Source organism: Pseudarthrobacter humi (assembly GCF_024294965.1).
Classification (GTDB): domain Bacteria; phylum Actinomycetota; class Actinomycetes; order Actinomycetales; family Micrococcaceae; genus Arthrobacter; species Arthrobacter humi.
Map to the genome: position 1 here is coordinate 297129 of NZ_JANCLV010000002.1, position 21342 is coordinate 318470.

Sequence of the window (21342 nt, forward strand, 5' to 3'; positions counted from 1 at the left end):
TAACAGCCCCGGGCGCGGTCTGCACCCGGGGCATCACACGTCAGTAACGATAGTGCTCGGGCTTGTACGGTCCGGCGATGTCCAGGTCCAGATAGTCGGCCTGTTCCTTGGAGAGTTCCGTAAGCTCAACGTCGAGGGCGTCGAGGTGCAGGCGGGCTACCTTTTCGTCAAGGATCTTAGGCAGGACATAGACCTGGTTGCTGTATTCGCGTTCGCCTTCGGGCTGGTCCCGCTTGGTCCACAGCTCGATCTGGGCGATGGTCTGGTTGGCGAATGAGTTGCTCATCACAAAGGACGGGTGGCCGGTGGCGTTGCCCAGGTTCAACAGGCGTCCCTCGGACAGGACGATGATGGAGCGCTCTTCGGCGGTTCCGGCGTCGAGCACCCACTCATGCACCTGCGGCTTGATTTCCACCTTCTTGATGCCGGGGATCCGCGCCAGGCCGGCCATGTCGATCTCGTTGTCGAAGTGGCCGATGTTGCCCACGATGGCCTTGTCACGCATGCCGGCCATGTGTTCGGCCAGGATGACGTCCTTGTTCCCGGTGGTGGTGATGAAGATGTGGCCTTGGCTCAGCACCGACTCCAGCTTGGCCACCTGGTAGCCGTCCATCGCAGCCTGGAGGGCGCAGATGGGGTCGATCTCGGTGACGATGACGCGGGAACCCTGGCCGCGGAATGCCTCTGCGGCTCCCTTGCCGACGTCGCCATAACCGCAGACGACGGCCACCTTGCCGCCCATCAGGACGTCGGTGGCGCGGTTGATGCCGTCAGGCAGCGAGTGGCGGATGCCGTACTTGTTGTCGAACTTGCTCTTGGTGACCGAGTCGTTGACGTTGATGGCCGGGAACAGCAGCTTGCCCTGTTCAGCCAACTGGTAGAGGCGGTGCACGCCGGTGGTGGTTTCCTCGGTGACGCCGCGCAGGCTGGCCCCGATCCGGGTCCACCGCTGCGGGTCTTCCTGCAGCGAGGCGCGAAGCACGTCCAGGAAGATCCGGCCTTCCTCGGACTCGTCTTCGCCCGCCGCCGGTACAGCGCCGGCAGCTTCGAACTCAACGCCCTTGTGGACCAGCATGGTGGCGTCGCCGCCGTCGTCCAGGATCATGTTCGGGCCGAGCTCCGGATCGGTGTCCGCGCCGGGCCAGGCCAGGATCTGCTGTGCAGTCCACCAGTATTCCTCCAGCGTCTCGCCCTTCCAGGCGAACACCGGGACACCCTGCGGGTCCTGGACCGTTCCCGCGCCTACCACGACGGCTGCGGCGGCATCGTCCTGGGTGGAAAAGATGTTGCAGGAGGCCCAGCGGACCTCGGCACCGAGGGCAGTGAGGGTTTCGATCAGGACGGCGGTCTGGACCGTCATGTGAAGGGATCCGGCGATCCGGGCGCCCTTCAGCGGCTGGGTGGGTCCGAATTCCTTGCGGAGTGACATCAGGCCTGGCATCTCGTGCTCGGCCAGTCGGATCTGGTGGCGGCCGGCTTCGGCCAGCGAGATGTCGGCTACTTTGTAGTCAAATGTCATGGGGTTCCTTTGCTTTTGTCCGATGGCGGCGACGGCCTTGAAGCCTCTGCGCGAGAGTCGGCCGCTGGTGGTGGTGCGGGTTGTCCAGGCGTCGCCTAGGCAGTAGTTGCGGTTTTGTCCGTGGCGGGGCTTGGGTCCGTGGCCGGCCGGACGGCGTGATCGTGCTGGTCCGAGCCAGCAGCCGTGGCGGCCTGGAGAAGTTCCGGCGGCAGCAGCAGCGGGATACCGTCCTCGATCGGGTAGCGCAGCTTCACGCCCGAATCTCCCGCCGCCGTCGACACAAGCTCTTCGCCTTCCTGGACCAGGGGCGATCCGGTCACGGGACAGCGGAGGACGGACAACAGTTCAGGACTGATCTTTGGCATGATTGGTGCTCCCGACAGGGGCGCGTTCGCGCCGTTGGCTGACTGATTAGCAGGTTCCAGCCTACCGCCAGATCCGCCTCAGGAAGGTTCGCGCAAGACGCGCAGATGCCCCCGGCGGACGCCTTCGGTGCCGGCCGGGGCCTCCAGCGCTGAATGCAAGCCACGCTGACCCGGCGTGGTCTGCGACTTGGGCGGCTGGGCCGCTGCTTCGCGGACCGCGTTGGCGAGGGCCAGAAGGTCGTCCGGTCCGGGCTGCTGCGGGCTTGTGGGCATCGCCAGGCGAAGCACTTCCCAGCCGCGGGGCACCGTCAGTGACCCGGCATGCTGCTCGCACAAATCGTAACAATGCGGCTCGGCGTAGGTGGCCAGCGGACCCAGGACGGCGGTGGAGTCGGCATAGACGTACGTCAAAGTTGCCACCGCCGACTGACGGCAGGCTGACCTTGAACATTGACGGATAGCTCCCACGACATCACAGACTACTCCGGATCCCAACCTGTTCGGAGTATTTGCCGATCGGCGCCGCGCCCTGGCACAAAAACCGGGGTTATGTCGCGTAATTCTGCGCCCGGGTTTACAGTCAAGGTATGCAGTCATCGAACCATGATTCAGCTTTTTCGGTCCGTTTGGCTGACCCGGATGACCGCGCGGCAGAAACGGGTTCGGGTTCGCCCGGCCGAAGCTTTGCGATGCGCCGCCGGAACCGCCACGGTCGCGGCCTGCGCGGGGAGCTGGTGTTGCCAACGCACCCCGGTTACAGGACACGGTCGGACCGCTTTGACGACATGGTGCTGGATTCCGCGCAGCGGCTCCACGACATCTGGGGTAAAACGCTCGACGGCGTCCGGTTTGCCGTCGACGAAATACCCCCGCAGCTGGAGCAACTGGTGGCCGACGCCGCCCCGCCTCCCATGGGCGCCTACACCCCCGCCACGGCAGAGGAAGGCCCGGTGATCACCCTGTACCGCCGGGTGGTTGAGCAGGGTTGCGCCAGCCGGGAGGAACTCCAGGACCTGGTGCACGACGTCGTCGTGGAACACACCGCCGAGATGCTCGGCGTAGCGCCGGAAACCCTGGATCCGGTCTACCGCCGCCGGTACTGACGCCGCCGGTACTGTCCTGTCAGTATCCCAGGGAGACCGGCACCTTTTCCTGACCTGAAGCCGCGGGCGTGAAGGCCACCGTGGAGATGTCGTCCCGGCCGTCCTGCTGCAGGAGCAGCGCGCCGTAGGCGGCGTCACCTGACGCGGAGACAACATACGCCACCACTACTGACTCGTCCACCTTCTCGGGGACCTTGATGGACGTTGTGGTGCCGCCGGCGACGTCGGCAGTGGCGGCCGCGCGGATCTTGCCATCCGCGGTGATGGCGGCGTAGGAGACCGTGGCCCGGTTCTCGAGGACGCCGAACACGAGGGTTCGGTCACCGCCCTGGGGCACGGGCACCACATGCTGGCTTCCCAGCCGGACACCGGAGGCAGCCCAGGCGACGTCCGAGGCCTTCCCGTTCGTGACGCCCCGGGTGATGCGGGTTGCGGCCACAAATGACACGTCCGAACTGGTGGACACCGTGTAGTGGCCGGCGGGGACGCCAGCCAGGGAAATCTCGGTGACGGCCCCGGCTTTTGCCGTGACAACGCCGCCGCCGGGGAGGGCTTTCTGGCCGTCCCGGCCGAAGAGCTTGACCTCCACTACCGCGTCCGACGGTCCCGGAACCGTGATGTCCAGCGCCGGGCCCGCGTCTTTGAAGCCACTGTTTCCCGTGAATGCGGAGATCGCGCCTGCGTCTTGGATGTCCACTCCGGTCATGACCTGGCGTGCAGCAGGTGCGGCGCCCGGAGCAATGAAGTCGACGCCGCCGGGCGTCAGTCCCCTCAGGACACTCTGCTGGATGGCCGCGGCCACCGGACCGCCGGCGCTCCGGACATGGACCGTGAGCTGGGCTTCACCAGGGGCCAGGCCAGCCAGGACGATTGAGCGCGTACCTCCCGGCGCGACCAGTAGCCCCCTGCTGCCCGGGGCCTGGATCTGACCCTTGCTGCCGAAGAGCTCCAGGCTGACGGTAGCGGGTGTGCTTGAGGCGTTACTGAGGACAAGAAGGGATGTGCGGCCCACGGTGGTGCTGGCACCGGACAGCCAGAGGTCGTTGGCGGGCGGCTGGCAATTGGCAGCCGCCGAGCCCTGCAGGTCACCGTCGGTGGCAGTGAATCTCATAAGCCCGGCGGCTGAGGGCTTCTGGCCTGCCTGCGCGTCGGCGCTCAGGAAGGTGGCATCATCCACGCTGTGCCCGGCGATGACGCCGGCGGTCAGGTCCTGGGGACCTGTCCCCTGGCCGGGCTGGCTGCCGTCCTTGGCGATCTCGACGGCGGGCGTCCCGTCAAGGGCGGCGAGCCTGCTGCCGGGGAGGACACCGCCGGGGACGCTCAGGACGGCGCCGGTGACAGCGCTCTTGGCGGTCGCGGATTCGGGGCTGAACTGGGGGTCGGTGCCCGCCTCCGTTCCTTCGAGGAGGCGGGCCGGGCCAGGACATACCCCCGTGCTGGCGCCTGCGGGAACTGCAGCCAGCACGGCCGGGATGCTGCGGCTCCCTACCGGCTGCGGAACGACCGAGGAGGCTGCGAGTCCTGCGCCGGCTGCGGCCACAATCGCCACGGCCGAGACCATGCCTGCCAGCATCTGCTTGCGAGGGGTCCTGCGGGCGGCGTCCTTATGCATTCTGGTGTTCCTTACGCAAAGATCCCTCGTCCCTCGAGAGCCCTGTGTTGGGCCGCCGCGCGGGCATGGGAATGGCGAGCATCACGGTGAGTCCTATCACCGTGATCTGTGCGATTCCTGACCAAAGGGCCCACGGGGTGTCGTAGCGGATGGTGAGCTGCCCGGCGGCGGCAGGCAAGGTAAAGGCCTGGGCCGGGCCGGACGTCGTGGCAGTGAGCTTCCGCCCGTCGAACCAGGCGCTCCAGCCCGGGTCCGCCCGTTCGGCGAGCACCACCAGCCGCCCTTCCGGCCCCTCGGCGACGGGGGTGTCGACGTCGTCGTACGTGGAGGGCACCAGGGCCACGGTGGCGCCGGTGCCATCCACGATCCTGACGCGATGCGCGACGTCGGCGGGCTGCAGTACCGGCTGGTTCAGCGGTGTAATCCGCCAGAGCCAGCCGACATCCGTCTGGCCGACGGCAACGAGTCCCGGAACTGCGTCCATCCTGCTGGCCGTGAGCTGGGCAGCGGTGTCTGCCGAGCGCAGCACCACAAAACCGGCACCAAGGCGCTCGAGCTCGGGACGGGGGTCCACGCCTTGGCCGGCCACCAGCGTGGCCACCACGCTGCGGATGGACGCCGTGACGTCGTCGTCCTCCCTGACCGTCTCCTGGCCTGGCTCGCCCAGGATGTTCCGGGCGGCGGCAATCGTTGACAGGCTGTCCAGAGTGGTCCCGGCACCGCGCATCAGGGCCGCGTCAAAGGCGCCGTTCTCCTGGGTGCTGATCAGCAGCGTGCGTGTCTGTTCCGGCCCGGTGCCACGGTCTATGGCGGTAGCGGGAAGCGTCCGGGCGCTGCCGGGCTGCACCAGCCGTGGCGTTCCCAGCGCGGGCCCTGCCGGCACGTCGGCCGGGAGGGCAACGGCTGGGGAACGTAGCAGGTTCTGGGCCGACCACACCGCCATGCCGGCCAGCGGACCGGCCAGCAGCACCACCATGGCAAGGGCCGTCGCGGAGCGAAGGGCCACATTGCGCCGAATGCTCGGCGAGGCTGCCCTGTCCGCGGCATCAAGCAAACGCTCGGCACCGATCAGGGCGGCTCCCAGCAGGGCGAACCCTGCGGCGGAAACGGCGGGACCGGTGAAAGGTGTCACGAGGGTGTCGGCAGTTGCGCCGGTGGCAACGTGTCCTGCGAGCCAGCCACCGGCGAAGATCACCAGAGCCGCCACCCAGAGAACACGTGCTGTCCTGCTGCGCTGACCCGGGAGGAACAGGGCGGCAACGGCAAGCAGCAGGACGGGAACGGCCAGCAGCAGTGCCAGCACGAGTGCCCAGGGGATCGCCTGGCCGCTGAAGAACGGAAGACCGGACAGGCCACCTTCGGCGGAGAACAGCAGCGGCTGGCCCAGGAACTGCTGCCACAGCGGGGCCGCTTCGAATCCCAGCGGAACACCCGGGTCCGCCAGCAATGCCCGCGGCCGGTCGATAACGGACAGCCCGAAGGGAAGAAAGAGCGCGGCGCTGGGCAATAGAGCCCACCACACGGTGCGGCCCCGACGGCCAAGCATCAGCCCGCAGAGGACAATAACCACAACGGCCGGGACGAGCAGGGAAGGTGCTGACGCGGTCACAACACCCAGCGTCAACCCTGCGGCGGCGGCGGCAGTCCAGGACGGCATGCCGTTGATCCCGGGCCGTGCGGGTGGTTTTTCGGTGAAACGCCGGTCATCCGGGGACGGCACAGTGAACCGTCCGTGGCCCACGGCGGACCCGGTGGCGCGCAGGAGTGCCAGGACGAGCAGCGGGATCATGATGTGGGCCACCAGGGCACCGGCCCGGCCCTGGTTCAGTGCTATCTGCAAGGCGGGAGCGGCCGCCCAGAAGAGTGCGGCAACGAGGCGGAAGCGGCGCCGGATGGTCAGGGCCCCGGCCGCCAACCATGCGGTCAGGCCGGAAAGCGGGGCGGCGAGCAGCAGGAGCCAGGCCATCGCCGCGTTGGCGTCTCCGCCGCCGAGCAGGCCAAGGATCCACAGCACATAGCCGAAGGGGTCGCCCTTGCCCGGAAGCCCTGCACCCAGGCTGATCCACCAGCTGGAGGCGTGGTGCCAGATTTCGCCAAGGGTGGAGGACACCGGAATGAGGCCTCCACCGGAAACAGCGTCGGCCCGGAACATCCCGGTGAGCGCCGTGAGGGAAGACGCGGACGCGATGATGATGGCGGCGATGGCGCCGGTCCCCACCCAACCCCGTTCGGTGGTGGTCAGGGCAGCGAAGTCATCTGATGAGTCCCCCGTGGGCTGGTCCGCCAGGGGGTCCTGAACCAGGCCATCGGCCGTGGAGTTGTCGGCGCCCAGGGCTTCCATCAGGGACCGGCGGTGGTTCCAGACTTCACGCCGGGGCGTCTGCAGCTTCTTGATGACGGACCGCCGGATCCGCCGGCTGTTTGCCGCGGTCCGGCGGGCCTTTGCCACAGCACCGGGCCGGGCCAGGGCAGCGAACGTGGCCACAAGCTGGGAGAAACCGTGCCCGGGATCCTTGACCGCAATGCTGAGTACGAGTTTGAAGATGCTGCCAAGCAGCGCGCCCACCGCATGGACAGGCACCTTCCACAGCGGGGCGTGCTTGAGGCGCAGATGGACCTGGGCTTTTCGCGCCGCGGAAGCGTTTCCCTGGGCATGCGGCCGGTGGGCGACGTGGAACATCCGCGCAGTGGGAACTACCACCACACGGTGCCCGGCGAGGCGGTTGCGCCAGCAGAAGTCGACGTCGTCGCCGGTGCCCGGCAGTGCGGGGTCGAAGCCCTTCAGGAGTTCCCAGATATCACGGCGGACCAGCATGCCGGCCGAGTTCACCGCAAACGCGTCCGTGCGGCCGTTGTACTGGCCCTGGTCCAGTTCGTCGGCATCGATCAGGGTAAGCCGCTCGGCCCAGCGGCTGGTGGAGAGTCCGACGTCGATCAGCCGGCGTTCCGAGTGCCAGTCCAGTTGCTTGCAGCCGGCCACTGTCACGGATGGTGCGCGCTCCACGGCACTGAGGAGTTCGGCCAGCGCCTCGGGGGCCGGGGCCGCGTCGTCGTGCAGCAGCCAGACCCACTCTGTGGCGGCGCGCTGGGACTGGCCTTCCCAGGGCGCGTGCTTGTTGAGCCCGGCGCGCACGGCGCCGCCCATGCCGCTCTTGCCGGGCGGAAAGGTGCTCACATTGGTTGCGCCGAAGGCCCGTTCCAGGAGGACAGCGGAGTCGTCGCGGGATCCGGTGTCCACTCCGATGAGGGAGTCCGCGGGCCGGGTCTGGTCCGCGAGGGCAGCCAGGGTTCTGGGGAGATAGGCACTGCCGTTGTGGGACACCACAACGGCAGTGACATGTACTTCCTGAAGAATTAGATTGCTCGCTTCCTTAGCCGCCGGCGCTCACGCTCGGAAAGGCCACCCCAAATGCCAAACCGTTCGTCGTTTGCCAGCGCGTATTCCAGGCACTGCGACCGAACATTGCATGCACCGCAGACCTTCTTGGCGTCGCGCGTGGATCCGCCCTTCTCCGGGAAGAAGGCTTCCGGATCCGTTTGCGCGCACAATGCATCAGTCTGCCAGCCGAGTTCACCTTCGTCGTCGAAGTCCTGCCTGAACGGCAGTCCGATCCACACCGGCTGGGAACTTGTTCCCTGTGCCGGCGTGCGCAGTTCCATAGGCGGATCCAGGTCGTCATCGTCCTGGTCGTGTCCGCCGTCAAGGAGTGCTTCGTGCGCCGCCAGGAAGGCTGTGGCCTGGTCCTGGAGGGGGTCTTTGGTATTTCGGTTGTAACGGTCCGCGGCCTCGGGATCCGCGGGATCGACGTACCAGTCGCTCGGAACCCCCCGTGCGCGGTATTTTGCCGTTGCCAGTCCGGCGACGACGGCATCTTCATGGATACGCTCTGCTTGCCCCACGGCGACCCTCCCCAAAATGTTGCAGCCCTTGCCTGAATACCGTGGACACTCGGTTGCGTGTCCGTATTTATGCAGTGACTTTCGATATCTAATTACACGCGTGTAACTACTGGGGAGTCAAGCCGTGGACGGATAATAATCAACTTTCCGGCCCAATCCCGGTCACGCCACGCCCGGGAGTTTTCCGAAGGTCCGGCGCGTCGGAGGCCCGGCGGTCCGCATCGGCGGCCAAAAGCTCCCGTTTCCGCTGAATAGCTGCCAAAAATACAGGCGAAGCCCGAATTAGACAAATAGGATGACAAACTTCTGTGAGTAACATCACAGCCGGGCCGGACCCGACCTGGACCCTTGCGGACTCGGTGCCGCCATCCCCGCCAAGGACACCCCACTGGGTCCGTGACAAGATAAAGCCATGAGCATCCCGGCGATAGATCTGATGACCACCCTGCGTTCCGGCCACGCCACTTCGCCCCGCCTGACCTGGTACGGCCCGGACTCGGAGCGCGTGGAACTCTCCGGTCGCGTGCTGGACAACTGGGTGGCAAAAACCAGCAATCTGCTGCAGGACGAACTCGACGCCGAGCCCGGCATGCGACTGACTCTTGACCTGCCGGCCCACTGGAAGTCCATGATCTGGGCACTGGCCGCTTGGCAGCTGGGCATGGAAACAGTCCTGGACGGCGGGGAGGCGGAGCTCCTGGTCACCGACAGGCCCGGAACAGTTGAGCGGAAGCACGACGCCGTTATCGCCGTCGCGCTGCCAGCCCTGGCGATGCGGTGGCCTGGTGACCTGCCTGCCGGGGTCATCGACTACGCCGCCGAGGTGCGCTCCCACGGCGACGTCTTTATGGCGCACACGGACCCTTCGGCGGCCGGTTGTGCCATTCGGGCTGGCGGAGGCCAACGGCACATCCACGAAAGCCTGATCACTGGTTTTGCGGCGCCGCATGAGGAAGGTGTCAGGCTTCTGGTTCCGGCCTCTGAAGGGCTGGAGCCGGCGCTGGCGAACTCACTCGGCGCGTGGCACAACGGTGGTTCAGTGGTGCTGGCCCACGCCGATGTGGAGCTGACGGACAAGCTGCTGGCCGCGGAACGCATCCACGGCAAGTAGCTTTCCCGGCACGGCCGGGTTAGGACTGCTGCCGGCGGCTTTCCGGTGAGTCTGCCTCCGGCTGTTCCCCGTGCTGGGCGACGGCAGCAGCGGCAGCTGCCTTCTCACGATGGTGCCGTTCGATAAGCTCGTGGTCGTGGGAGAACTCCGGCTCCTGATCCAGTTCTTCGTTGAAGACCCAGAACCGGTATGCGAAGAAGCGGAAGATGGTGCCCAGGACCAGGCCCACGACGCTGCCGGCAATAAAGAGCGAGGGCTTGTCGTTCAGGTCCAGGATGTACTTCGCGAACCAGACGCAGCCTGAGGCGATCAGCAGTCCCACCAGGTTCATGACGGCGAACAGCGCGGCCTCACGGGCCACATTGGCCTGCTTGCGGTGTCTGAACGTCCAGTAACGATTGGCCACCCACGAGAAGATGCTTGCCACGATGGTTGCCACCGCTTTGGCCCAGACCTCGCTGCTGTGCATCGGTCCGGTGAACAGCCAGATGAAGATGGCCGAGTCAATGACGAAGGCCACACCGCCCACGGCTCCGAACTTGGCCACTTCACGCCAAAATAGCGAGGCGAGCCCCCGGATACGATCTGCAAGTGCGCTAAACATGACCCTCCATGGCCGTCAGTTCATTGGGCCACACGGCCAGAGGTCTATTTTAGACCCGAAATCGGTGAACCCGCCCCACACGGAGCGAAGGGTTACCGCGAAAATACCCGAAAAGCGGGCCCTTCGACGTCCCAAAGCCCGGATCCGGTGAGCTTTTCTGTAGGCTGGCATATGTGACTTTTCCAGTAATCGGCGTAGTTGGCGGCGGCCAACTCGCGCGCATGATGGCCCCGGCCGCTACCGCCCTCGGCTTTGAACTCCGCGTCCTGGCTGAGGCTGAGGACGGTTCAGCCGTGTCGGCTGTGTCCACTTCACCGGTGGGTGACTACAAGGACCTCCAGACTCTCCTCGACTTCGCGGACGGCCTGGATGTTATGACGTTCGACCACGAACACGTCCCCACGGACCACCTCCGCGCGCTTTTGGCCGCTGGCGTGAATGTCCAGCCCGGTCCGGACGCGCTGGTTAATGCCCAGGACAAACTGGTGATGAGGGCTGCCATCGACAGCCTTGGGCTCCCAAACCCCATCTGGGCTGCTGTCGCTGACGTCGCCGCGCTCGTGGACTTCGGCGAAGAAACGGGTTGGCCGGTTGTCCTCAAGATGCCCCGCGGCGGCTACGACGGAAAGGGCGTGCGGATCATCGACTCCGCCGAGGCCGCCGAAGAGGCCGCTCCGTGGTTCGAGGCCATGAGCCCGCTCCTCGCCGAAGCCAAAGTTGAGTTCAGCCGCGAACTGTCCGCGCTGGTGGCGCGGACCCCGGGCGGCGAAGCAAGAGCCTGGCCGGTGGTGCACACGATCCAGGTCGACGGCGTCTGCGACGAAGTCATCGCCCCTGCCCTTGACATCCCCCTCGAGGTCGCCGCAGCTGCGGAAGACGCGGCACTGCGTGTCGCCACGGAACTGGGCGTCACCGGAGTCATGGCGGCGGAACTCTTTGAAACACCGGGCTCCGGCGTCGGCTTCCTGATCAACGAACTCGCGATGCGCCCCCACAACACCGGCCACTGGACCCAGGACGGTTCGGTTACGAGCCAGTTTGAGCAGCACCTGCGGGCGGTCCTGGACCTGCCGCTGGGTGCCACCGACATCCTGGGCCCGGTAGTGGTCATGAAAAACTTTCTGGGCGGCGACAACCAGGATCTGTTTTCCGCCTACCCGACAGCCCTCGCCAGCGAGCCGGCCGCCAAGGTCCACTGCTACGGAAAATCAGTGCGTCCGGGACGCAAGATTGGCCATGTCAACCTCGTAGGGACCTCCACGGATGATGTGGACTCGGTCCGGCAACGCGCAACCCGGGTGGCGGCCATCATCCGCGACGGCCGGGTTCCCACCGAAGAATCAGCACGGATTTCCGAGGAGAACGCATGACCACCGAAACCACCACCGGCACCACCCCCCGTCCCATCGTTGGGCTGGTCATGGGCTCAGACTCGGATTGGCCGGTCATGGAGGCCGCCGCGGATGCATTGGCTGAGTTCGGCATCCCCTTTGAAGCCGATGTGGTCTCCGCACACCGGATGCCCACCGAAATGATCCGGTACGGCCAGACCGCCCACGAACGCGGGCTGCGGGTCATCATCGCGGGCGCCGGCGGAGCTGCCCACCTTCCCGGCATGCTGGCAAGCGTGACTCCCTTGCCCGTTATTGGCGTCCCGGTCCCGCTGAAGACCCTGGACGGCATGGATTCCCTCCTCTCCATCGTGCAAATGCCGGCCGGCGTTCCCGTAGCCACCGTGTCCATTGCCGGTGCCCGAAACGCAGGCCTGCTGGCAGTCCGGATCCTCGCCTCGGGCACGGACGAACTGGCAGCTACGCTCCGCGCCGACCTCCTGGACTTCGCCCAGGAACTCAACGACGTCGCCACCCGCAAGGGAGCCAACCTCAGGCAGAAAGTCAGCGAAGTCTTCGCCGACGGCAATGGTGTTCTCCGGGGCAGCCGTTAAGGAACCGGTCATGTCCCGAAGCGAACCGCAGCAGCCAGCCACCGGCAAGGTCATGACTGATCCCGTCCGGTATCCGACCAGCGCCTCAGGCCCTGTCCGGACCAAACGGGGCTTTGCCCTGGTCCTGATGACCCTTCTGGTGCCCGGCAGCGCCCAGATTGTGGCCGGCGACCGCAAGCTCGGCCGTATTGCCCTGCGCGTCACCCTGACCGCCTGGGCCTTACTGGCGGTCACCCTGCTGCTCCTGGCTGTGAACCGGTCGCTCCTGATCAACATCCTCACCAATCAGTTTGCCTCGCTGGTGATCATCCTCGTCCTGGTGGCCCTGGCGCTCGGATGGGCGTTCCTGTTCATCAACACCCTCCGGCTGATCCGCCCCGTTCTGCTGGCACCGGCGGCACGTCCCGCCGTCGGCATTGCCCTGGTCCTCGCCCTGGTCCTGAGCAGCGGCACCCTTGGGTATGCCGCGTACCTGCTGAACGTGAGCCGCAACGCCATCGGCAGCATCTTCGCGGGGGGACCAGCGCTCGATCCCGTGGACGGCCGCTACAACTTCCTGATGATGGGCGGTGACGCCGGCGACGACCGTACAGGCAGGCGCCCGGACAGCCTGTCCGTACTCAGCGTGGACGCAAAGACCGGCCAGACAGCCATCATCTCCGTGCCGCGCAACCTGCAGAACGCCCAGTTCAGCGAAGGCTCGCCGATGCGCGAGATCTACCCGGACGGCTACGACTGCGGCGACGCATGCCTCATCAACGCCATCAACACCGAAGTGACGAATGACTACGCCGACCTCTACCCCGGTGTGGACGACCCCGGTGCGCAGGCGACTCTCGAAGCAGTCTCAGGAACGCTGGGCATTACTGTCCAGGCCTACGTCCTGGTGGACATGGCGGGCTTCGCCAAACTCATTGACGCGATGGGCGGCATCAAAATCAAGGCCGGCGGCTGGGTTCCGATGAGCGGATACTTCGACGAGGCCACCCGCACCCATGGCATGCCATTGGGCTGGATTCCTGCCGGTGAACAAACTCTCGATGGCGAGCACGCCCTCTGGTACGGCAGGTCCCGCGAATACGTCGACGACTATTCCCGGATCCAGCGTCAGCAGTGTGTCCAGCAGGCCATGCTGAAGCAGCTGGACCCTGCCAAGCTGCTGTCCAAATTCGAGGACATCGCCAGCGCAGGCACCAAGGTTGTGGAGTCCAACATCTCCTCGTCCCAGCTGGGCAGCTTTGTGGACCTCGCCATGAAGGCCAAGGGGCTGGAGGCCAAACGGCTCACCATCGGCCCGCCCGACTTCGACGCGTCCTTCTCCACGGTGCCTGACTTTGACATCATCCACGCCAAGGTGGACCAGCTGCTGGCATCAGCCTCGGGCCCAGAGGCTGCCGCACCCGTTGACGGTCTCGTTGAGCCCGCCTCGGCCGGCGGACGGCTGCAGGCGGCCGCACAGTTGAGCCCGGCTGCGTTCCTGGCAGCCGGTGGCGCCCGCGCGCAGACTGCCCCGCCGTCGTCGGACTTCACCCCCGTGACTACCACGCCCGACGGCGAACCGATCACCGAGGAACTGCTGAACCAGCTCAAGCGCGAGGGTAATGAGGAAGCTATCCGCCAACTCGTGGCCACCAACGGACAATGTGCGCCGCAGTAGGCTCCCGCTGCCGTCCTGACTGCATAGAACCCTGACTGCGTAGAACCACCGAACCGAAAACCAAGAACGGACACTGGCTGTGTACGAAATTGAGAACGTCCTCCGCGACTACGCCTGGGGATCCACCACGGCCATCGCCGGGCTGCTGGGACGCCCCGAGTCCGGCCGGCCGGAAGCCGAACTCTGGATCGGCGCCCACCCCGGTGCCCCCTCGATGGCCCGCCGGGTGGACGGCTCCGTGGCACCGCTGGATGCCTTGATTGCCGAAGATCCGGAACACTTCCTGGGCAGCGAATCTGTGGCCGAGTTTGGCCCACGGCTCCCGTTCCTGACCAAGATCCTTGCTGCCGCGCTGCCGTTGTCCCTCCAGGTCCATCCCAGCATCGAACAGGCCAAAGCGGGATTCGCCCGGGAGAATGCTGAAGGCATTGCACCCGACGCCGCGCACCGCAACTACCGCGATGACAACCACAAGCCCGAAATGATCTTCGCGCTGACGCCGTTCGACGCGTTGTGCGGGTTCCGGGCACCGGCTGCAACCCGGAAGATTCTGCTCCACCTTGCCGCCTGCTTCGACCTGGTGGAATCCGGGGTCCCGCCCCTGCTCGTGGAGCTGCTTGAGGTCCTGGAGAACCCGGACGAGGGTGCCGGACTCAGGAGCGCCTTCGAGCGCCTGATCACGGGCGGCGAAGACGTCTCCCACACCACAGCGATGGTGGCCGCGGCCCTGACCTCCAGCGCTCCGCTGGCACCGTACCAGGCGGAACTGTCCACGGTCATCAGCCTCAACGAGAAATACCCGGGTGATCCCGGCGTGCTGATTTCGCTGCTGCTGAACAGGATTTCGCTGGCCCCCGGCGAGGCCGTCTACCTCCCCGCGGGCAACGTGCACGCGTACCTGCACGGCTTGGGTGTTGAAGTCATGGCGTCCTCGGACAACGTGCTCCGCGGCGGGCTGACGCCGAAGTACATCGATGTGCCGGAGCTGCTGCGGACCATCGAATTCCAGCCGGTGGCGGTGCCGATGCTCACGCCGGAATTCTCCGGCCTCGGCCAGGAGCTGTACCAGCCGCCCTTCCGGGAGTTCCAGCTTCAGCGGATCGAACTGGCACCCGGCGCGGAGCCGGTGCCGCTGGCCCAGGCGGGTGCCGTCGTCGTTATTGTCGTTTCCGGATCGGTGTATCTCGATTCGCCCAAGGGCGACCTGCAGCTGGCCCGCGGGGGCAGCGCTTTCCTTCCCGCCGCGGAAGCACCGGTCAATGTCCACCCGGTGGCCGGTGCCGAGACCCCTGCCGTTGCCTTCGCCGTGACCACATCCATGAAGGCCTAAGCCGTGGAATTCTTCCTGCAGACGCCCGCTTGGGCAGATGTCCAGTCGTCGCTGGGCCGCACAGTCCATCAGCAATCCGGCCCGGGCTGGAGCTTCCTGGCCGTCGAGGAGAAAAACCCGGCCGGAAAGGTCCTCTACGCCCCCTACGGGCCGGTAGCATCCTCCGCGGAGGCGTTCGACGCCGCCCTGGCCGCCCTGGTGGCAACGGCCAGATCGTGCGGCGCTGTGTTTGTCCGGATCGAGCCGGTGTCCGCCGGGCTTGAGATGCCAGCCGCTACGGAGCTCAGTCGGCGCGGCTTGCAGCCGGCACCCGTGAACCAGCAGCCCGAACTCAGCTGGATCGTGGACCTCGAAGGTGACTTCAAGGATGTCCTCGCCGCGATGAAGCCCGTGAACCGGAACCTCTACCGGAACATCCACAAGAAGGGCGTCACCTTCCGGGCGTCACAGGACCCGGATGACATCAGGATCCTCCTGAACTTCCTGCACATGACATCCCGGCGGAACGGATTCAAGCCGCAGAGCGACGCATACCTGACGCAGGTGGCGGCCTCCCTCATGCCGGCGGGCGCTGCGACGCTGTTCATCGCCGAACTGCACGGCGGTCCCATCGCAGCGGCCTTAGCCTACGATTCCGCGGATACCCGGACCTACGCCCACGCAGCCCTGGATGACACACACCGCAAGCTCAGCGCGGGGATACCGCTCCTGGTGACCCTGATGGCAGATGCCAAGGACCGCGGCCTGAAACACGTGGACCTGTGGGGTGTCGCGCCCGCGGACCAGCCCGACCACAAATGGTCAGGTTTCACCGCGTTCAAGAAGTCCTTCGGCGGCCATGAAGTGGCGTACCCCGGCACTTGGGACCTCCCCGTTCAAAAGCTCCGGTACAACGCGTACCAGCTGGCCCGCAAGCTGCGCGACAAGCTTCGCGCCCTCCGCTCCGCCTCCGCGCGCCCGGCGCGAACGGACGCTTAAGCCCCCGCACCCCCGCGCGAACTGGCAGCTAATACCCTCAAATCCGAGGTTTGAGGTCATCAGCTGCCAGTTCGTTCCCACGCGGTGCGGGCCGACGAACCGCTCAGGACCGCCCGCACTTTTTCGACGACGAAGGGCCTATCCCCTTCCAGGTCACTCTTCTGGACACGGATTTCTCGCCAGCCCAGACCTTCAGTCAGGCCCTGCCGCTTGATATCGCGGCGGTACTGGTCAGGATCGCTGTGGTGGACGCCGTCATATTGCAGTGCGATCCGATACTCCGGGTAGGCAGCATCCGGCCAGACCACAGGGTGACCCAGCCCGTTGCGGAGCACAATATTCAATGTCGGTTCGGGAAGTCCGGCCTGTACCAGGGCAAGCCGCATCAGGCTTTCGGGTGCAGAGTCCGCCCCCACCCTGAGCAGATCCAAAGCCAGCCGCGCCGTTTTCACCCCGCGCATGCCCGGATGATGACCCACCATGTGCCTCAGGTCGGCAACAGTTGCCAGCGGCTTCCGTGGCACCGGGAAGTCATCTCCATGGCTGACGACAATGGAATCACCGGCCGCGACAAGGTCGTTGAGGTCCAGCATGGGGGCGAGGTCGAGCCAGGTGCGGGCCGGTGACGTGAGCCGAACGCCGTCGATCGATACGACCTCGCCGGGCTTGAACGACAGTTGGTGACCCACAACGTTCCTGCGGCGCGGCTTGCAGCCGTCTGCAGGCCGGGCAATGTGGATCCTCCAGTCCTGCTCCAGCCAAGCCGGGAGGCATACTCCGCAAATCCGCGCGCTGGTGGAGTGAGTCAGGACGCAGCTGGGGTCAAGGCGGCTGTAGGCGCGGATGTTATCTGCGACACTTCCCGTGCTGTCCAGCGGCAGTCTGATGCCGCGCGAGGGCGTGACAATACCCTCCCTCAGCTGTCTCCGAGTGAGGCCCAGGGCCTCTGCATCGGCAACAAGAAATGATCCGTGCGGGAGCTGGGGAGGCATGGGCGTCCGGGACATGCTCCATTGTGGACCGATTCCGGCCTGCGGTCCGCGTTATCCACAGGCTGGGTTGCCTGCTGAAACGCGAACTGGCAGCTGATGACGCCAAATCAGGCATTTGGGGTCATTAGCTGCCAGTTCGCGCAGGAGTACGCGGGGTAAAGAACCTGCTAGTTCTTGCGGGCGTAGCCTTCCCACTTGCTGGCCTGGTGCTCGCCGTCAACGAAGCGGATGGTGCCGGACTTGGAGCGCATCACGATGGACTGCGTGAGGACCTTGTCCTTGGAGTAGCGGACGCCCTTGAGGAGGTCTCCGTCGGTTATGCCGGTAGCCGCGAAGTAGCAGTTGTCGCTGGACACGAGGTCATTGGTGGACAGCACGCGGTCCAGGTCGTGGCCGGCGTCGATGGCCTTCTGCTTCTCGTCATCCGAGGTGGGCCACAGGCGGCCCTGGATAACGCCGCCCAGGGACTTGATGGCACAGGCGGCCACGATGCCTTCGGGGGTGCCGCCGATACCCATGAGGGCGTCAACGCCGGTTCCGGAGCGGGCCGCTGCGATGGCGCCGGCAACGTCGCCGTCCATGATGAACTTGGTGCGCGCACCGGCTTCGCGGATCTCTTCGACCAGCGGGCGGTGGCGGTCACGGTCAAGGATCATGACGTTGAGCTGGTTGACCTTCACGCCCTTCGCCTTGGCGATGAGGTGCAGGTTCTGCTTGACCGGCAAGCGGAGGTCCACCATGTCGGCGGCTTCCGGGCCGGTGACGAGCTTCTCCATGTAGAAAACAGCGGACGGATCGAACATGGAGCCGCGCTCCGCCACGGCGAGGACTGCCAGGGCGTTGTTGATGCCGAGCGCGGTCAGGCGGGTGCCGTCAATGGGGTCCACGGCAACGTCGCACTCAGGACCGGTGCCGTCGCCAACATGTTCGCCGTTGAACAGCATGGGGGCTTCGTCTTTTTCGCCTTCGCCGATGACCACAACGCCGTTGAAGTGGACCGTGTGAAGGAAGGAGCGCATGGCGTCAACGGCCGCGCCGTCGGCTTTGTTCTTGTCGCCGAAACCAACCCAGTGGCCGCCGGCGATGGCCGCGGCCTCGGTGACGCGGACAAGCTCAAGGGCGAGGTTGCGGTCTGGCTCGTCGATGCCCACAGCCAGGGAGGGGGAAATCGTGGAGTACTGCTGGGTCATAGGCGCTGGTGACACGTGAACCTCTTCTTCGAGTGGCGATCATTGGACCCGCTCGGCCGGATTCAGCCGGTGCGGTGATTCCTCTGGTACTGATCATAGTCGTGGCAGCGCCTCCGGGGCGTGGCATGACGCAGTCCTGCAACATGGCCTTGAGCCTCCCCCCATTCCCCCGACTGTGAGTTGCGCGTAAACATGGGCGACTATAGAGGGGTGAGTGAAATGCAGGAAAAAACCAGCCCCGGGCCCAACCCCTCCGATTCCGGAGCTAAAGGCGACGGCGCCGGCACGGCCGACGCAGCCCCTGTCCGCCCAGTAATCCCGGCCGCCGCGGCGAAGCGCGCCAATGCCTCCGTGATCGGCATGATCGTTGCCCTGGTGGTCAGCATCGCCGCCTTCCTGCCCATCATCCTGATGAACCCCCTCCCCAAGAGCGACGGATTCCGCCCGAACATCGACGTCGGCGCAGTGGCCCGGAACGCCACGGATGTGGCGGGATTCACACCCGTAACACCGGACACCGGCAAGTCGTTCACGTCCAACTACGCCCGGTGGGAGTCGGGCAGCGGCAGCGGCGTTCCCACCTGGGAAGTTGGCTACCTGACACCGAACGAGTCCTTCATCGGCCTGGTCCAGACCCGCCAGCCCAACCCCACCTGGCTCGTCCAGCAGACCAAGAGCGCCCCCGTGACGGGAACGCGGGCGGCGGGCGGACAGGACTGGGAGCTGCGTGACACCGGCAAAGGCGAGAAGAGCATGGTGCTGAATTACCGCGGAACCACCGTTGTCCTGACGGGAAGCGCCCAGCTGGACGAATTTGCCGAACTCGCCACCGCCGTCGTGCAGTCCATGGAAGCCAACCCGGCCGTCACAGTTTCACCGTCAGCCAGCACCGCCCCGTAAAGTAAGCCCGTGGCTACCTACTTGACCCCTGCCCTTGCCTGGCGCCGGATGCGCGAAGGCAACGAACGCTTTGTTGCCGGCGAATCGTCGCACCCGAACCAGGACGCGTCCCGGCGGTCGTCGCTGGTGGAAAACCAGCACCCGTTTGCCGTGATCTTCGGCTGCTCGGATTCCCGGCTCGCCGCGGAGATTATCTTCGACCTCGGCCTGGGGGACGCCTTTGTTGTCCGCACTGCCGGCCAGGTGATTGACGACGCCGTCCTGGGCTCCCTCGAGTACAGCATCAGTGTGCTGGGGGTGCCGCTGATCGTAGTGCTGGGGCATGACAGCTGCGGCGCCGTCAGTGCCACCAAGTCCGCAGTGGACACCGGCAACATGCCGGTGGGCTTTATGCGGGACCTGGTGGAGCGCATCACGCCTTCTGTCTTGACGTCCATGCGCAACGGCGAGCACGAGATCAACGACATGGTGGTGGAGCACGTCAAGCAGACGTCCAAGCGCCTGGTGGACAGCTCCCGTGTGATTTCGGCCGCAATCGAGGACGGCCGCGCGGCGGTGATCGGCCTCTCCTACAGCCTCGCCGAGGGCCATGCCAACGTGGTTTCCGGGATCGGCGAGGTCTAGGCCCAGCCCGAATGAGTGCCCGTAGCATGCGGTTCATGGTTTTAGTCCGGGCCCCCGATCGCCCTAAGCTAGCCCCATGACTTCCACTGAAGAATTCCGCATTGAACACGACACGATGGGCGAAGTCCGCGTCCCCGTGAACGCCCTGTACCGTGCACAGACGCAGCGTGCAGTTGAAAACTTCCCCATCTCCGGCAAGACCCTGGAACGCGCGCACATCGAGGCGCTGGCCCGGGTCAAGAAGGCTGCCGCGCAGGCCAACGCGGAACTTGGGGTGCTCGACGGCGAGCTGGCCAAGGCCATAGCTGCGGCCGCCGATGAGGTAGCTGCTGGCAAGTACGACGGCGACTTCCCCATCGACGTCTTCCAGACCGGTTCCGGCACGTCCTCGAACATGAACACGAACGAGGTCATCGCCGAGCTGGCCACGCGTGCGCTCAAAGCCGCCGGGAGTGACAAAGTTGTCCACCCGAACGACCACGTCAACGCCTCGCAGTCCTCCAACGACGTCTTCCCCACCTCGGTCCACGTCGCCGCCACCTCGGCCCTGATCAACGACCTCATCCCGGCGCTCGGCTACCTGGCCGAGTCGCTGGAGCGCAAGGCTGTTGAGTTCAAGGACGTGGTCAAGTCCGGCCGCACCCACCTCATGGACGCCACCCCGGTGACGCTCGGCCAGGAGTTCGGCGGCTACGCGGCCCAGGTCCGCTACGGCATCGAGCGCATCAACGCAGCCCTCCCCCGTGTTGCCGAAGTTCCGCTCGGCGGCACCGCGGTGGGCACCGGCATCAACACCCCGGCCGGCTTCCCGGAACGCGTCATCGAACTGCTCGCCACGGACACCGGCCTGCCGCTGACCGAGGCCCGCGACCACTTCGAGGCCCAGGCCAACCGCGACGGCCTCATCGAAGGCTCCAGCCAGCTGCGCAACATCGCGATCTCCTTCATGAAGATCAACAACGACCTCCGCTGGATGGGTTCCGGCCCCAACACCGGCCTCGGCGAAATCGCCATCCCGGACCTGCAGCCGGGCTCTTCGATCATGCCGGGCAAGGTTAACCCGGTCATCTGCGAGGCGTCCATCATGGTCTGCGCCCAGGTCATCGGCAACGACACCGCCATCGCCTGGTCCGGCACCAACGGTGCCTTCGAGCTCAACGTCGGCATCCCCGTGATGGCCGCCAACCTGCTCGAGTCCATCCGCCTGCTGGCCAACACCAGCCGGGTCATGGCGGACAAGATGATCGACGGCATCACCGCCAACGTGGAGCGCGCCCGCTTCCTGGCCGAGGCCTCCCCCTCGATCGTGACGCCGCTGAACAAGTACATCGGCTACGAGAACGCGGCCAAAATCGCCAAGAAGGCCGTGGCCGAGGGCCTCACCATCCGTGAGACCGTCGTCGCCATGGGCTTCCTGGAACGCGGCGAGGTCACTGAAGAGCAGCTGGACACCGCGCTGGACGTTATGTCCATGACGCGCCCGCCGCACAAGGCCTAGCCCCCACCGCCTCC

The 21342-nt window shown here is 66.0% G+C and carries 19 protein-coding genes; 10 read left to right on the forward strand and 9 right to left on the reverse strand.

Going from position 1 to position 21342, the window contains the following annotated elements; genetic code table 11:
• Positions 1-40 precede the first annotated feature (40 nt).
• From ahcY to NFC73_RS04340, 3 genes are all read right to left on the reverse strand, one after another.
• The gene (gene ahcY, locus NFC73_RS04330; RefSeq protein WP_254747898.1) at positions 41-1519 is read right to left on the reverse strand and encodes an adenosylhomocysteinase; all 1479 of its coding nucleotides are present in this window, start codon (positions 1517-1519) and stop codon (positions 41-43) included.
• Positions 1520-1614: 95 nt separating this feature from the next.
• Entirely contained in the window at positions 1615-1884 is a 270-nt protein-coding gene (locus tag NFC73_RS04335) for a Trm112 family protein (protein ID WP_254747899.1), read from the reverse strand.
• Between the two features lie 78 nt (positions 1885-1962).
• Entirely contained in the window at positions 1963-2352 is a 390-nt protein-coding gene (locus NFC73_RS04340; RefSeq protein WP_254747900.1) for a DUF3499 domain-containing protein, read from the reverse strand.
• Between the two features lie 119 nt (positions 2353-2471).
• Here NFC73_RS04340 and NFC73_RS04345 point away from each other — a divergent pair, with 119 nt between their 5' ends.
• Positions 2472-2987, forward strand: coding sequence for a metallopeptidase family protein (locus NFC73_RS04345; protein ID WP_248761947.1), 516 nt, complete (start codon positions 2472-2474; stop codon positions 2985-2987).
• Between the two features lie 19 nt (positions 2988-3006).
• On the opposite strand, the gene NFC73_RS04350 is transcribed toward NFC73_RS04345, so the two are convergent.
• From NFC73_RS04350 to NFC73_RS04360, 3 genes are read right to left on the reverse strand one after another with little or no spacing between them, the layout of a single operon-like run.
• Complete coding sequence (locus NFC73_RS04350) at positions 3007-4599, reverse strand: DUF5719 family protein (protein WP_254747901.1); 1593 nt, start codon at positions 4597-4599, stop codon at positions 3007-3009.
• Positions 4592-7924, reverse strand: a complete 3333-nt coding sequence (locus NFC73_RS04355; RefSeq protein WP_254747902.1) for a glycosyltransferase family 2 protein — start codon at positions 7922-7924, stop codon at positions 4592-4594. The genes NFC73_RS04350 and NFC73_RS04355 overlap by 8 nt, the downstream gene beginning before the upstream one ends.
• 29 nt (positions 7925-7953) lie before the next feature.
• Complete coding sequence (locus NFC73_RS04360) at positions 7954-8499, reverse strand: WhiB family transcriptional regulator (RefSeq protein WP_254747903.1); 546 nt, start codon at positions 8497-8499, stop codon at positions 7954-7956.
• A gap of 412 nt (positions 8500-8911) precedes the next feature.
• On the opposite strand from NFC73_RS04360, the gene NFC73_RS04365 reads away from it, so the two are divergent.
• Positions 8912-9610 carry a TIGR03089 family protein gene (locus NFC73_RS04365; RefSeq protein WP_104061000.1) on the forward strand — a complete coding sequence of 233 codons (699 nt, stop codon included), beginning with the start codon at positions 8912-8914 and terminating at the stop codon, positions 9608-9610.
• 19 nt (positions 9611-9629) lie between these two features.
• Here NFC73_RS04365 and NFC73_RS04370 read toward each other — a convergent pair whose 3' ends face one another.
• Entirely contained in the window at positions 9630-10214 is a 585-nt protein-coding gene (locus NFC73_RS04370; RefSeq protein ID WP_254747904.1) for a GtrA family protein, read from the reverse strand.
• A gap of 173 nt (positions 10215-10387) precedes the next feature.
• Here NFC73_RS04370 and NFC73_RS04375 point away from each other — a divergent pair, with 173 nt between their 5' ends.
• The 5 genes from NFC73_RS04375 to NFC73_RS04395 all read left to right on the forward strand — a co-directional run bounded on the left by NFC73_RS04375 (position 10388) and on the right by NFC73_RS04395 (position 16124).
• Complete coding sequence (locus NFC73_RS04375) at positions 10388-11584, forward strand: 5-(carboxyamino)imidazole ribonucleotide synthase (RefSeq protein WP_308292646.1); 1197 nt, start codon at positions 10388-10390, stop codon at positions 11582-11584.
• Positions 11581-12159 (forward strand): 5-(carboxyamino)imidazole ribonucleotide mutase, encoded by a 579-nt coding sequence (gene purE, locus NFC73_RS04380; protein ID WP_254747905.1) that lies wholly within the window; start codon positions 11581-11583, stop codon positions 12157-12159. Before NFC73_RS04375 ends, purE begins: the two co-directional genes overlap by 4 nt.
• 10 nt (positions 12160-12169) lie before the next feature.
• On the forward strand, positions 12170-13816 hold the full coding sequence (locus NFC73_RS04385; protein WP_254747906.1) for an LCP family protein: 1647 nt from the start codon (positions 12170-12172) through the stop codon (positions 13814-13816).
• A gap of 79 nt (positions 13817-13895) precedes the next feature.
• A complete protein-coding gene (manA, locus tag NFC73_RS04390) occupies positions 13896-15146 on the forward strand; it encodes a mannose-6-phosphate isomerase, class I (RefSeq protein WP_254747908.1) in 1251 nt (416 codons plus the stop codon).
• Between the two features lie 3 nt (positions 15147-15149).
• Positions 15150-16124, forward strand: a complete 975-nt coding sequence (locus NFC73_RS04395) for a lipid II:glycine glycyltransferase FemX (RefSeq protein WP_254747910.1) — start codon at positions 15150-15152, stop codon at positions 16122-16124.
• A 59-nt stretch (positions 16125-16183) separates the two neighbouring features.
• On the opposite strand, the gene NFC73_RS04400 is transcribed toward NFC73_RS04395, so the two are convergent.
• Positions 16184-16813 (reverse strand): endonuclease domain-containing protein, encoded by a 630-nt coding sequence (locus NFC73_RS04400; protein WP_254747912.1) that lies wholly within the window; start codon positions 16811-16813, stop codon positions 16184-16186.
• Between the two features lie 470 nt (positions 16814-17283).
• Positions 17284-18306 (reverse strand): class II fructose-bisphosphatase, encoded by a 1023-nt coding sequence (glpX, locus tag NFC73_RS04405; protein WP_181037131.1) that lies wholly within the window; start codon positions 18304-18306, stop codon positions 17284-17286.
• 219 nt (positions 18307-18525) lie between these two features.
• Here glpX and NFC73_RS04410 point away from each other — a divergent pair, with 219 nt between their 5' ends.
• From NFC73_RS04410 to NFC73_RS04420, 3 genes are all read left to right on the forward strand, one after another.
• Positions 18526-19206 (forward strand): DUF4245 domain-containing protein, encoded by a 681-nt coding sequence (locus NFC73_RS04410; RefSeq protein ID WP_254748249.1) that lies wholly within the window; start codon positions 18526-18528, stop codon positions 19204-19206.
• Positions 19207-19215: 9 nt separating this feature from the next.
• Positions 19216-19830 (forward strand): carbonic anhydrase, encoded by a 615-nt coding sequence (locus tag NFC73_RS04415; protein WP_104060993.1) that lies wholly within the window; start codon positions 19216-19218, stop codon positions 19828-19830.
• 76 nt (positions 19831-19906) lie between these two features.
• The gene (locus NFC73_RS04420; RefSeq protein ID WP_111906278.1) at positions 19907-21328 is read left to right on the forward strand and encodes a class II fumarate hydratase; all 1422 of its coding nucleotides are present in this window, start codon (positions 19907-19909) and stop codon (positions 21326-21328) included.
• Positions 21329-21342: the final 14 nt, after the last annotated feature.

What these genes read in the sequence shown, in the direction of transcription:
- ahcY (WP_254747898.1), bottom strand. Translation starts at nt 1,519, where the DNA reads ATGACATTTGACTACAAAGTAGCCGACATCTCGCTGGCCGAAGCCGGC.
- NFC73_RS04335 (WP_254747899.1), bottom strand. Translation starts at nt 1,884, where the DNA reads ATGCCAAAGATCAGTCCTGAACTGTTGTCCGTCCTCCGCTGTCCCGTG.
- NFC73_RS04345 (WP_248761947.1), top strand. Translation starts at nt 2,472, where the DNA reads ATGCAGTCATCGAACCATGATTCAGCTTTTTCGGTCCGTTTGGCTGAC.
- NFC73_RS04350 (WP_254747901.1), bottom strand. Translation starts at nt 4,599, where the DNA reads ATGCATAAGGACGCCGCCCGCAGGACCCCTCGCAAGCAGATGCTGGCA.
- NFC73_RS04365 (WP_104061000.1), top strand. Translation starts at nt 8,912, where the DNA reads ATGAGCATCCCGGCGATAGATCTGATGACCACCCTGCGTTCCGGCCAC.
- NFC73_RS04370 (WP_254747904.1), bottom strand. Translation starts at nt 10,214, where the DNA reads ATGTTTAGCGCACTTGCAGATCGTATCCGGGGGCTCGCCTCGCTATTT.
- purE (WP_254747905.1), top strand. Translation starts at nt 11,581, where the DNA reads ATGACCACCGAAACCACCACCGGCACCACCCCCCGTCCCATCGTTGGG.
- NFC73_RS04385 (WP_254747906.1), top strand. Translation starts at nt 12,170, where the DNA reads ATGTCCCGAAGCGAACCGCAGCAGCCAGCCACCGGCAAGGTCATGACT.
- glpX (WP_181037131.1), bottom strand. Translation starts at nt 18,306, where the DNA reads ATGACCCAGCAGTACTCCACGATTTCCCCCTCCCTGGCTGTGGGCATC.
- NFC73_RS04410 (WP_254748249.1), top strand. Translation starts at nt 18,526, where the DNA reads ATGCAGGAAAAAACCAGCCCCGGGCCCAACCCCTCCGATTCCGGAGCT.
- NFC73_RS04420 (WP_111906278.1), top strand. Translation starts at nt 19,907, where the DNA reads ATGACTTCCACTGAAGAATTCCGCATTGAACACGACACGATGGGCGAA.